General features: G+C 53.9%; 13 protein-coding genes. 1 reads left to right on the top strand and 12 read right to left on the bottom strand.

Annotated elements, in window-relative coordinates; genetic code table 11:
• From EYC98_RS10115 to EYC98_RS10095, 5 genes are all read right to left on the bottom strand, one after another.
• The gene (locus tag EYC98_RS10115) at positions 1-900 is read right to left on the bottom strand and encodes a 5'-nucleotidase (protein WP_279245223.1); all 900 of its coding nucleotides are present in this window, start codon (positions 898-900) and stop codon (positions 1-3) included.
• A 99-nt stretch (positions 901-999) separates the two neighbouring features.
• Positions 1,000-2,328, bottom strand: coding sequence for an alanine/glycine:cation symporter family protein (locus EYC98_RS10110; RefSeq protein WP_279245222.1), 1,329 nt, complete (start codon positions 2,326-2,328; stop codon positions 1,000-1,002).
• A gap of 62 nt (positions 2,329-2,390) precedes the next feature.
• Entirely contained in the window at positions 2,391-3,419 is a 1,029-nt protein-coding gene (locus EYC98_RS10105; protein ID WP_279245221.1) for a D-cysteine desulfhydrase family protein, read from the bottom strand.
• Between the two features lie 24 nt (positions 3,420-3,443).
• Positions 3,444-3,779, bottom strand: coding sequence for a preprotein translocase subunit YajC (gene yajC, locus EYC98_RS10100; protein WP_279245220.1), 336 nt, complete (start codon positions 3,777-3,779; stop codon positions 3,444-3,446).
• Positions 3,780-3,812: 33 nt separating this feature from the next.
• Positions 3,813-4,595, bottom strand: coding sequence for an exodeoxyribonuclease III (locus tag EYC98_RS10095; RefSeq protein ID WP_279245219.1), 783 nt, complete (start codon positions 4,593-4,595; stop codon positions 3,813-3,815).
• Positions 4,596-4,768: 173 nt separating this feature from the next.
• Between EYC98_RS10095 and EYC98_RS10090 the strand changes: the two genes are divergently transcribed.
• Positions 4,769-5,272: a MarR family winged helix-turn-helix transcriptional regulator gene (locus EYC98_RS10090; protein ID WP_279245218.1), complete on the top strand. Its 504-nt coding sequence runs from the start codon at positions 4,769-4,771 to the stop codon at positions 5,270-5,272.
• Here EYC98_RS10090 and EYC98_RS10085 read toward each other — a convergent pair.
• The 7 genes from EYC98_RS10085 to EYC98_RS10055 form a co-directional block, all read right to left on the bottom strand.
• Complete coding sequence (locus EYC98_RS10085) at positions 5,269-6,018, bottom strand: SDR family NAD(P)-dependent oxidoreductase (RefSeq protein ID WP_279245217.1); 750 nt, start codon at positions 6,016-6,018, stop codon at positions 5,269-5,271. The two genes, EYC98_RS10090 and EYC98_RS10085, sit on opposite strands and share 4 nt — an antisense overlap.
• Before the next feature lie 20 nt (positions 6,019-6,038).
• Complete coding sequence (locus EYC98_RS10080) at positions 6,039-6,491, bottom strand: nuclear transport factor 2 family protein (protein ID WP_279245216.1); 453 nt, start codon at positions 6,489-6,491, stop codon at positions 6,039-6,041.
• A 32-nt stretch (positions 6,492-6,523) separates the two neighbouring features.
• The gene (locus tag EYC98_RS10075) at positions 6,524-7,393 is read right to left on the bottom strand and encodes an SDR family oxidoreductase (RefSeq protein ID WP_279245215.1); all 870 of its coding nucleotides are present in this window, start codon (positions 7,391-7,393) and stop codon (positions 6,524-6,526) included.
• Positions 7,394-7,395: 2 nt separating this feature from the next.
• A complete protein-coding gene (locus tag EYC98_RS10070; protein ID WP_320415550.1) occupies positions 7,396-8,385 on the bottom strand; it encodes an NAD(P)H-quinone oxidoreductase in 990 nt (329 codons plus the stop codon).
• A 9-nt stretch (positions 8,386-8,394) separates the two neighbouring features.
• On the bottom strand, positions 8,395-9,627 hold the full coding sequence (locus EYC98_RS10065; RefSeq protein WP_279245214.1) for a cytochrome P450: 1,233 nt from the start codon (positions 9,625-9,627) through the stop codon (positions 8,395-8,397).
• Between the two features lie 75 nt (positions 9,628-9,702).
• On the bottom strand, positions 9,703-10,797 hold the full coding sequence (locus EYC98_RS10060) for an MBL fold metallo-hydrolase (RefSeq protein WP_279245213.1): 1,095 nt from the start codon (positions 10,795-10,797) through the stop codon (positions 9,703-9,705).
• 25 nt (positions 10,798-10,822) lie between these two features.
• Positions 10,823-12,523 (bottom strand): FAD-binding protein, encoded by a 1,701-nt coding sequence (locus EYC98_RS10055; protein WP_279245212.1) that lies wholly within the window; start codon positions 12,521-12,523, stop codon positions 10,823-10,825.
• Position 12,524 lies beyond the last annotated feature (1 nt).

The following is a 12,524-nucleotide window of genomic DNA, read 5'->3' as shown; positions in this document are numbered from 1 at the left end:
CTATTGATTAGCGATTCCGTGCGGCACATGACCCGTAGCGATATGGGAGCTGGCTGAGTCACAATGAGTTTGCTGATCATCGAAAAAGACATCTGCCTGATAGGCGCGGAGAAACTCAGTCTTGTCCAGACCGCCTAGAAAAATTGACTCATCGATGCGGATATTCCAGGCTCGTAGAGTGCGGATAACCCGTTCATGGGCGGGGGCTGAACGGGCGGTAACAAGGGCCGTGCGTATCGGTGATTCGGTGGCGGGGAACTCTTGTTGAATTTTCTGTAAGGCCGCCAGAAACGGCTTGAACGGTCCGCCGCTGAGTGGCTCGTGGGCGGCGGCCTGCTCGCTATCCTGAAAAGCTTCCAGACCGCTGGACTTGAAGACCCTTTCTGCCTCATCAGAAAACAAGACCGCATCACCATCAAACGCAAAGCGCAGCTGCCCCTGATCATCACCACCGCCCTTGCGCGACACCAATGTCGCGGCGGCAATGCCTTGCTCCAGAGCTTGGCGCACGTCACTGGGCTCGGTGGAGAGAAACAGGTGCGTGCCAAAGGCGGTTACGTAAGGATACGGACTGGCACCGCCACAAAAAGCGGCGCGCTCAATCTTGAGCCCGTAATGTTGCATGGAATTAAAAACCCGCAACCCGGTATCGGCGCTATTGCGCGAGGTCAGCACCACCTCCACCCGGTTTTCGCCGGCCAAAGAATCGTTGATGCGCAGCAATTTCTTCACCATGGGAAAAGCCTCCCCAGGTGGCAGTGGCTCATCCTCACGCTCTATCTGATAACGTGAGTATGCCTCCAGCCCTTCTTTCTCATAAACTGCATGACTGGCATCGAGATCGAACAGCGCCCGTGAACTGATTGCGATGATGAGTTTTTCGCCGAGATTATCAGCCATTACCAGCTACCTTGCAGATTCGACGTGTACCAAAGCATAGCGAGTAATGGGCTGCATGAACAGCGCTAGACGAAGGTATGAGCGCTACTCACTCACCATTCAAGTGTCACTCTCGAAGTGCTCACGAGTAAGACGGAATACCAACGGTCCCAGCAGCAGCAGCGCAATCAGGTTGGGGATCGCCATAAACGCATTGAGCGTATCGGCAACCAACCAGATCAAGTTGAGCTCGGTCATAGTACCTATCGGAATGGCCAGCACCCAGAGTATCCGAAACGGCAGAATACCGCGCACTCCCACCAGATAGACCACACAACGTTCACCGTAGTACGACCAACCGATCATCGTGGTAAAGGCAAACAAACATAGCCCGACCGTCACCACCAGATCTCCACCCGGCAACGCCTTGGCGTAAGCCATGGCGGTCAACGCTGCACCGGTTTGGCCGCTAGGCAAAACATCCATAATCACAATCACCAGGCCGGTAATGGTGCAGACAATAAGAGTGTCTATAAATGTACCCAACATGGCGACCATACCCTGCTGTACTGGCTGATCGGTTTGCGCGGCGGCGTGGGCAATAGGGGCACTGCCTAGCCCCGCTTCATTGGAAAATATGCCCCGCGCGACGCCAAAACGCAGCGCCAACCAGACACTGGCACCAGCAAATCCGCCCGCTGCCGCGGCGCCATTCATGGCACTGTCGACGATATACACAATGGCCGCCGGCACCTCGCTCAGATGCATGCCAATAACCACCAGACCCAGGCAGATATAGGCAATCGCCATAAACGGCACCAGCCAACTGGCTACACGTGCAATGCGCTTGATGCCGCCCAGTACCACGGCACCCACCAGCACCATCAATACCAGCCCGGTATAAAGCGGCGGTATATCGAAACCAGTGAACAGGACCTGTGAGACCGAATTGGATTGCACGGTATTGGCAAGCCCAAAACCCGCAAGACTACCGAACAAAGCAAACAAAAAACCTAACCAGTGCCAACGCCGATGCAAGCCGTTTTTGATGTAATACATAGGGCCGCCACAGTAACGACCCTGCGCATCCTTCTCACGAAAATGCACAGCCAATACCGCTTCAGCGTATTTGGTCGCCATGCCCAGTAGTGCAGTGATCCACATCCAGAACAGAGCGCCTGGACCACCCAACACTAAGGCTGTAGCGACTCCCGCTATATTACCGGTGCCTATAGTCGCCGACAGCGAAGTCATTAACGCGCTGAACGGGCTAATTTCACCGGCGCCCTGGCCTTTACGGCCTTTAAACAGCAGGCGAAAGCCCGCGGGAATATTGCGAATAGTCATAAACCGCAGGCCAAGGTTGAGGTACAAACCCGTGCCCAGCAGCAAAATCAGCATGAATGGACCCCAGGCCCACCCGTTTATGGTTTGAATAAACTCTGTCATTAATTGTGCCCCGCCGGGTCGCTATAGCCCGCGCCGTTAGCTCTTATTGTTGTGTGTCGTCTTTAACCGATCGCGTCATTAGCACCGGAATGATCGATGGGTTGCGAAAACCCGTCGCGCTGAGGAAAAACGCCAAAGATACCGCCGGTATGCACAAACACCACATCACCATCGTCGCCAAAGCGCCCCTGTTTCAGCTCTTCTAGCATGCCATGAAAGGCCTTGCCGGTGTAAACAGGGTCTAACACGATACCTTCAGTGCTGGCCAATTGACTGATGGTGGCAAATATCTCTGCGTCAGCCCGCGCATAACCCGGGCCCACATAGCCATCAATCACCCGCACATTAAGCTCTGGCGCAGGCTGACCAGGGGTGTAGCGCAGCGCCCATGCAGCAACATCTTCTTTGACCTTGCGCTGAAACCAGGCAGCGTCATCACACACATTGACGCCCCACACCCGTGCCGATAACTCATGCAAGTGCGCGCCCAGCGTCAGGCCCGCCTGCGTGCCACCCGAGCCTGTAGCGCACACCACATCGGCTGATTCAATAGCGCAGGCCTGCATATCCGCCGCCAGTTCCCCAGCGGCATTGATATAGCCCCAGACACCAATGCCATCACTGGCGCCAGTGGGTATGAACCAGGGTTTAAAGCCCTGCCCGCGGTAATGTTGCAGCCATTGGTTTTGCAGTGACTCGAAATGAGGCACGTAAGTGGCGGGCGGATAACAACTGATCGTCGCTCCAGCCAGATGGTCCAGTAACAAATTACCATCTGCGGGTTCTGGACTACCACGCAGTATTAAATGCACTGGCAAACCGAGTCGAGCCCCAGTCAGTGCAGTAGCGCGGCAGTGATTTGATTGCAGACCGCCACAGGTTATGAGCATGTCACAACCTTGTGCGATAGCCTCGGCACACACAAACTCCAGTTTGCGAAGCTTATTGCCACCCATCGCGGAGTCAGTAAAATCATCACGCTTGATCCACAGCCTATGCTTAATGCCCAGTGCTGCTGCCAACCGGTGCATAGGCTGCAGCGGCGTTGGCAGCTGCGCCAGTTCGATTCTGGGTGGGTAACCCGGTGTCATGTCAGAGCGGCTTAAGTAGACCGTTTACTGAATTGACTTGAGAGTTCCCTTGGGAAGCACGGCATTGATATGACTGCGCTGAAATTTTAGCTCTACTTTTTCAGCCACCAGCAGCACCGCAAAGTTATCTTCCAGCTTGACGATTTTGCCGAGAATTCCGCTGGTGGTGACTACCTCATCGCCTTTACCGAGTGCGGAAACCATTTCCGTATGCTCTTTTTGGCGTTTTCGCTGTGGGCGAATTGCAATGAAATAAAACAGTACAAACAGGCCGACGAGGAAGAAAATCTGAAACATTTCTCCACCGGCAGGAGCGTCACCGGCGGCTTGGGCGTGGGCAGCTGGAATCAATAGACTCATGAGGTTTACCTTAGTTAGGGGGCGGCTAATGTATCAGGGGTTAATGTCCCAATCAAACTCCATAGTATGGGGCGCATGATCGGAAAATTTTTGCTCACGGTAGATACTGCCAGCGCGCACCCTGGAGCGCAAACCGGGAGTGATGACTTGGTAATCCAGGCGCCATCCAACGTTGTTGGCGTAAGCCTGACCGCGATTCGACCACCAGGTGTACTGCTCTTCCAATTGATTAATCTCGCGAAAGGAATCGACATAGCCCAGCTCGTCATACACTCGTGATAACCAGGCCCGCTCTGCGGGCAAAAAACCTGAATTTTTCCTATTCGGACGCCAATTTTTGAGATCAATTTCCTTATGGCAGATATTCCAGTCTGCACAAATAACAAACTCACGTCGCTTACGTCTGAGGCTGGCTAAATGATCATAGAAAGCGTCCATGAAACGATATTTTTTTGCCAGACCCTCATCACTGGACGATCCTGAAGGCAAATATAGCGAAATTACGCTGAATTTCTCGAAGTCCGCTTGCAGGTAACGACCTTCTGAATCCGCAGGATCCCAACCCAGACTGGAGATCACCTCACGTGGGGCGATACGAGAATATATCGCAGTACCGCTGTAGCCCTTTTTCTCAGCATCATTATAAAAACAATGGTAGCCCGCTGGATGAAACACTGCATCGTCGAGCTGGTGCTCCTGAGCTTTGGTCTCCTGTACGCACACGACGTCAGCGTTCTGTTCGAGCATCCACTCAAAGAAACCCTTCCGCGCAGCTGAGCGAATACCATTGGCGTTAAAAGTGATGATGCTTGCCATGCGCGCGCTCAGATCAGGAAAAGTCGCGATTCTACGCTAACGTCACAATTCCGTCATCCACGGGGACATATCTCTCGTATATATTGATGAAATCTGCATAATGCGCAATCGCCTTTAGAACAAAGGCCGTTTTTTAAACCGTAAGGATGCGGCAACCAACTAAGGTGAGAATCATGACCCCTTCAACTAACGATACACATTTGGCATACCAGCTATCCAATAACTTGTCGCGACTGCTACTGGAGTTTGGTAGAGACTACGAACGCAGAATTCTCAAGGTACTGCACCAGCGCGGACATGCTGATGTGCGACCTTGTCATTCAGCGGTGTTCTCGAACCTGGGCTTGGGAGCGGTCAGAGTGACGGAACTGGCTGAACGCGCTCAAATTACGCAGCAGGCCATGGGTAAAATTTTGAAGGAACTGGAGCGCCTCGGTTACGTAGCACGCGATATCGATGGTAATGACCGACGTGCCAAGAAAATCAGGTTGACCGAGCGGGGCCGGGAAATGGTAAGGGACAGCATGAACGTTGTTCTCGAAGTACGAAAAGAATACGCGTTGAAAGCGGGAGAAGACCAGTTAGAAGCGCTTGAAAGCCAGCTGGCACGTTGTGTGGACAGCATAGAGCTGGAATATCTCCCCGAGTCCTGGGCGAACCTGAGCAAAAGCCCCTAGCCTGCGGTTTGCGCGCCATCGATAGGTAAGGCAACTCCGCTTACAAAGCGTGCCTGCTCTGAAGCGAGGTAAAGTACCAGCGCGGCGACCTCCTCTGGCTCGGCCGAGTCGACCAGAGGGAACAGTCGCTCTATCAGTTTGCCATCGGCGCCTTCAGGGATTTCAAATTTTGCGGCAAGAGGCGTATTAACAGCGCCAGGACATACGGCATTAACGCGCAGTCCCTGTTTGGTATATTCCATCGCCAGCGCTTTAGAGAGCATAACTACGCCACCTTTAGTAGCACAATAGCTGGCTTGATAGGCCTGTCCGACCAAACCTGCCGACGACGCCATATTGACGATATTACCGCCGCTAGCCAGTAATTCGGGTATGGCCGCTTGGCAGCTGTAGAAAACTCCTGAAAGATTAACCGACAGCATTTGCTGCCAATCTTGCTCAGTGTAATCGGTAAAATGCCGTGAACGCGCAAATCCTGCGATGTTGCATTGCACGTCCAAGCCGTCAAAAGCCTTGACGCACTCCTCCACCATAGCGAAGCATTGTTCACGACTACTGGCATCAAAATGACGCGCAACCATGCGTTCGCCAGCCGTGCCTGCCATATCAATGGTTTCTTCCAGACCGCTGTCATTGAGGTCGGCAACCAATACTCTGGCACCCTCAGAGGCAAATGCTAGTGCCACAGAGCGGCCAATACCCGAAGCAGCCCCGCTGACAAATACTCGCTTATCGGTAAATCGCATAGAACCGTCTACTCCTGCCATTAGAGATTCAAGAAATCTGGCGCATTGAAGACATAGCTCTTCTCCTCAACCCGCTCCTGCATGCGCCACCCAGCTGGTGTTCGCACGTACTTGTCCAGATACCAAAGGCCACATACAAATATCTGCGTGCCGCCCTCAGGTAAGCTCATTTCCTGGGGGTTAAACAGCATTACCCGCCCGCTTGCCTTGTCACCCTGCAACGAAATCTGAATGTTACCGTTTAGGTGCTGGTGACTCGGAAAGGTCTCTGGCGTTAGTGCCTTTTTCAGAAAGCTGATAGTGTCCTGCAGATTACCCACACTGCCCCCCAGCTCGCTGTAGTCAATGTGCGCGTCGGCGGTAAAAACATCCGTAGCCAGCGCATCAAAATTGCGCGTATCTACCAGCTCTGCGTAGCGGTAACAGAGATCCTGAATTTCAAATCGGTCTGACATTTCTTGCTGTGACAACATAACGCTTTGCCTCCGTGAGATATCAGGCTGCTTTAGTGGGCAGCCCATGGGTAACTGAAACCGGTTAATTCTTCGCTGACCTGCCAGAGCCTGGCAGCCGCCTCGTCATCCTGAGCCCAAGGCCTGGTCTTGGCCTGCTTACAGTTAATATAGTACTCGCCACTAACCTTCGCGACGCTGGGATCAGCGCACAGAAACACTGAAGTAGCCGCGCCCTGCTCCGGCGTCTTAAAGAAAGGACGCAGCAGCAGTGGCAATACTTTGCTCATCACGCCGCCGTTCTGTGTGCCAAGATCGGTTCTGACAGCGCCAGGGTGAAGACAGTTCACAGTGATGCCTTCAGCCTGCAGTTGGTTTGACAAATAGCGTGTGAACAAAATATTGGCGAGCTTGGAGCGGCCATATTCTCTGAACGTCTTGAAACCTTGCTCGGCCTGTAAATCACCAAACCCCATATCCCGTGAGAACGCATGTGCGCCCGATGATACGTTGACGATGCGCGCCGTCGCTGACTCCCGTAAACGGGGCAGCAACAACCCGGTAAGCAGGAAAGGCGCCAGGTGATTAACGGCGAAAGTTTCCTCAAAGCCATCGATGGTCTCGCGGCGACTGGTGCATACCACGCCCGCATTGTTGAGCAGTATATCCAGCGGTTCGCCACTGGCTGCAAAGGCTGCACCCGCTTCGCGGACTGACTCCAAGCTAGCAAAATCAGCAATCAGTATCTGCGGTGGTGGCCCGCCACTAGTCGCTGCCACATCAGCTGCAACTTGCTCCGCCTTGGCCTTGTTGCGTGCTAACAGCGTCAGCCTGGCCCCCGCTGCGGCCAACAAGTGAGCGCTGGCGGTGCCAATACCCGCGGTGGCGCCTGTTATCAGTATATGTTTTCCGCTTACTGACACGACTAGGACTCCCAGCTCAAAATCAGTTTGCCGATATGATCGCTGGCTTCCATCAGGCGATGCGCTTCTGCAGCCTGCGCCGCGGGGAAAGTTTCGTGAATGACCGGTGCTATATCACCAGCCTCCAACCAAGGCCAAACTGTAGCCTCTACCGCAGCAGTCAGCTCGGCCTTAAAGGCCGCGGGCCGTGCACGCAGCGTAGAGCCCGTTATCTGCAGCCGCTTTAGCATTACCGGCATCAAATTGACCTCGACTTTGGAGCCTTGCAAGTAGGCAATATTAACAATACGTCCGTCGGCGGCGGCCAGCGTGATATTACGATCAACGTAATCACCGCCGACCATATCGAGAATGACATCGACTCCGCTACCGTCAGTTGCTTTAACCAGAACCTCCACAAAGTCTTGTTCCTTGTAGTTAACCGCTATCTCAGCACCCAGACGTTCACAGACCGCCACCTTCTCGGCGCTACCGGCCGTGGCAAACACGCGGCACCCAAGCTGACGCGCTAACTGGATCGCCGTGGTACCGATACCACTGGAACCGCCATGCACCAGAAACGTTTCACCCGGCTGTAAGGCAACCCGTTGCATTACGTTGGTCCAAACAGTCAGCAGCGCTTCGGGTAATGCCGCCGCCTGTGCCATGGTATAGCCCTTGGGAATTGGCATACATTCCAGCGCCTTCGCTGTTGCATACTCAGCATAACCACCGCCACCGAGCAGCGCGCAGACCTTATCGCCCACCTGCCAGCGCGAGACTTCAGCACCCACAGCACAAACTTCGCCTGCGACTTCAAGACCTAGAATGGGAGAGGCTCCTGGCGGCGGCGGATAGAAGCCCATGCGTTGAATAATATCAGCGCGGTTAATGCCTGCGGCCGCTACCTGAATCAACACTTCGTCAGCGGCAGCCACTGGCCGATCACCTGTTGCCAGTATCAGTGTCTCGGCGCCGCCTGGCTCAGTTACATCAATATATTTCATAGTCATTGCACAGTCCTATTGGTCAGCAACGTCAAAAGCTATAGGCATAGACTTGATACCGCTAATGAAGTTTGAGCGCAGCCAATTGATGTCACCATTGAGGCGTGGGTTGCGTACATATTTGAGAATCTCAGTAAAAATAACCTTCAACTCCAGCCGCGCCAAATGCGAACCCAGGCAAAAGTGTTCGCCTACACCAAAGGCACGGTGGCCATTGCGTACGTCCTCTCGCTCAGCTCGAAAAATATCAAAGCTATCGACATCGGTAAACACATCTTCATCCGCACTGGCAGCGGCATAGAATATTTCTACCTTGTCTCCTGCCTTAATGGTCTTTCCACTCAGCTCTACATCTTCGGTAGCTGTGCGACGAAAAGCTATAACTGCAGGGTTATAACGCAATATTTCCTCAATCGCGCCTTCCAGCAAGTCTGGGTTATCGACCAACTGCTGGTACTGCTCAGGGTGTTCGATCAGTAAACGCATGCCATGGCTGGTCACGGTACGGGTAGTTTCGTTGCCTGCAACTATAAGCAAGAGGAAAAAGTGACAGAACTCCTCGTCGGTGAGCGGCTCTTCTTCCACGGTGCCCGTTAGCAGCACATTAACAATATCATCGGCAGGATTGGCGCGATGCTCTTCTGCAAGTGTCTGCGCCATGAAAAACATCTCGGCCATGGCATTCAAACCGTCTTCGTCGGTAGTCGCAAGCTCCGGGTCGTCCATACCAATCATAATATTGGTCAGCTCAAACAATCGCTCACGACGCTCTAGCGGCACACCCATCAATTCGCAGATAGCAATCAATGGCAGGTCGGCAGCAACGTCCTTAACAAACTCACACTGGCCCCCTTCTATGGCGGCGGCGACAATATCACGTGCAATTTGGCGAAAACGTTCGGTGTAAGAATCAACTTTTTTGGGAGTGAATGCACTGCGTACCAGACGTCGATACTTGAGGTGTCTGGGCGGATCCATATTGATCATCTGGTTGGCCATCAGCTCAATGCGATCTGGCTCCGACTCATGCAATAGACAGCTCTTCACTTCTGAAGAAAACAGCAGCGGATTCTTGGAGATGTAATCGACGTCTTTTTGCTTGGTAACCGCCCAAAACCCGACGCCTTGTGCGGGGTCCTCATGCCAGTAAATCGGTTCTTCGTTGCGTAGATAGCGAAACACCTCGCGCGGCGCACCTCCCCGATAGGTATCTGGATCAGTTAAGTCTATATGCGGACAACCTGACATAGTACGTTCCTTCAATGATGTATAAACAGAGAAAAACTATAAGCTATAAATAGGTAATATCAAGCGAGCGGAGTGCTAGACCATCATTGGCGCCTCATCCGGCTCGTGCCCGCTCATACGCAGACGTTGGTCTAAGGTTTCATCTACGGAGACGTAGCGATAGCAACCATTGGCATCGGTGTCTCGCCGCAGTTGCCCACGCCGGGTCAGGTAATTCAGGTGTGCCACACACTCGCCCAACGCCATTCCAATAGTATTAGCATCGAGCTCACGTTTGAACAACACCGGTAACAGCTCCTTGGCTGAGCTGGGCTGCTGCTGACAGGCCTCTTCCAATGCCAGCAGGTGATCTTCGTGATGCTGCACAAGATAACGTAGACGGTCATGTAGACCATAAAAGGGAGTATTGTGAGCTGGCAACACCAGAGCATCCGACGGCAACTGCTCGAGAAAATGCTGATGCGAAGCAAGCCACTGACGCAGCGGATTGCCCTCCGGCTCCATCGGCGACACACTCACATTTGAAGTGATCCTTGGAATCACCTGATCTCCGCTAATCAATAGGTTCAGCGCAGCACTATATAGACAGGCATGTTCAGGCGAATGCCCTGCTCCCACTATGATCCGCCAGCGCACCCCACCAATGGTCAGGTAATCAGAATCCTCGAGCCGCCGGTACGCTCCCGGCAGTGGCTTCACCACGGAACCGAAGCCACCAAAATTCTTTTTCATATTATCCAGATAGTCGGCATCCATCCCTGCTCCACGGTAGTACTGCTCCGTGGTCCAGGTCAGGTCGTCGACGGTCATTTTGCTAAAACTACGGGCCGTTAGATACTCGCCCATGGTCATATACAGTGGCACCTTCCAGGTATCACAGAGCCATCCCGCCACTCCACAGTGGTCCGGGTGCATATGCGTACAGAGCACGGCTTTGACTGGTTTATCACCCAGCACCTCATCAAAAATCTGCTGCCAGAGTTTTTCAGTATCACCCAGTGCTATACCGGTATCTATTATCCACCAGCCGTCATCATCTTCCAGCAAGTACAGATTGATATGGTCCAGTGCCATGGGCAGCGGCATGCGCAGCCAATGCACGCCGGGGGCGACTTCGATCACAGCCCCGGGTGCAGGCACTTCGGAATGCGGGTAAATCAGCTCAGACATAGCAAGCTCTTAAGGAAAAGGGCCGCTATTGTACCTGATCTGACATGGCATGCTGGGCCGCTAGCCAGGCAAAGGTCATAGCAGGACCAATAGTTGAACCCGCGCCTGGATAGCTGTTACCCATGACGGCACCCGAACAGTTACCGGCGGCGTATAAGCCTGGAATTATCGCATCCTGCTGATCCAGCACCGCGCCGTTGGCGTCGGTCTTCAGCCCGCCTTTGGTGCCCAGATCACCCGCCTGTATCTGAATGGCGTAAAACGGTGCCTTTTGCAATGGCGCCAGGCTGGGATTCGGTGCCACAGACGGGTCACTGTAGTAGCGATCATGCAAGCTGTCACCGCGGCCAAAATCCGGGTCTTTGCCGTCCACAGCGAATTGGTTAAAGCGAGCGACGGTGCGACTCAATCCAGCCTCATCGATCCCTAACAAACCCGCGAGTTCTTCGAGAGTGTCGGCGCGTCGCAGAAAACCCGCGCGTTTTAGCTCACCCGGTATGAGTTCATCAGGCATTGCCTTGCCGGGGCCAACAGGTCCGATTGGGTACTTATTGCGATAGGTGGCGTCTACCACCATATAGCAAGGTACCGTTGATGAGCTGTCACTGTGAGCCGCGAATTGGGCTTTAACTAAATCCTCATAGGGTGCCGCTTCGTTAGCAAAGCGTTCGCCCAGTGCATTCACAAAAATAGAGCCCGGCATAGATTTACCCGCAATCAATGCCTCGGCATGCCCGTCGGGCATCAGGTAAGTGGGGGTCCACCAGGCGCAGTGCATAAACTCCAGTGCCGCACCTACGTCGGTGCCAGCCGTGATGGCATCGCCGGTGTTGCCAGGGTTACCCGCCGCCCAGCCCGGCTGCCAACCGGCCGGGTGATGCTTGCGCCGCAGCGCTTCGTTATGATCAAAACCACCAGCAGCTAACAGCACACCGCGCCGTGCGCGAATGCGTAACCGCTCCTGTCCACGCTGCACGACCGCTCCCACGACTACGCCCTGCTCCAACACCAATTCCTGAAAACTGGTATTCAGCCACAGCGGTATATCACGCCGCGCCAGTGCTGCGCGTAATTGAGCGCCCAGAGAACGTCCAAACGTCATGCGATTATCGGGTAGCCCACGCAGACGCGATGGAATATCCAGGTAGTAACGCAACATGAGTCGCGCCAGTACCAGCCAACTGCGCCAGGTAAAATTAACCAGCTTGCGACCTTCCCCTGCGGTCATGGATATTTTCATGATCTTGCCCTGATGCGAAGCGCGCTGCTGCGGTTCACGGCCGTCAAGCTTACGCGCCGAGAAAGGTGCAGGTTCGAGCGAGCGGCCACCCGGTTTTCCACCGGGAAACTCAGGGTAATAGTCCATGTAAGTCACCGCAGCCGCAAACTTCACATCGCCGCTACGCTCCAGCGCTAACAGCATTTCCGGTGCCTTTTCTATATAGGCGCGCAGACGCTCTTCACTCACCTCACCAGCAGTCACCCTCTCAAGATACTGCCAAGCTTCAGCTTCGCTATCGTCAATACCTGCGGCCTTCATCAGGTGGTTGTTCGGCACCCAGATCACACCACCCGACATGCTGGTAGTACCGCCATACTGTTCGGTCTTTTCAACAACCAATACATCAGCGCCAGCATCAGCCGCAGTAATGGCACCGGTCATACCACCACCACCACTGCCGACAACCAAAAAATCGGTAGTGTGATCCCAATTCGCTGTGTCCATA

It is taken from the genome of Candidatus Litorirhabdus singularis, assembly GCF_026262625.1.
GTDB lineage: Bacteria > Pseudomonadota > Gammaproteobacteria > Pseudomonadales > Halieaceae > Litorirhabdus > Litorirhabdus singularis.
Note: the sequence above shows the minus strand (reverse complement) of the source record. Positions and strands in the feature narration are given on the sequence as shown.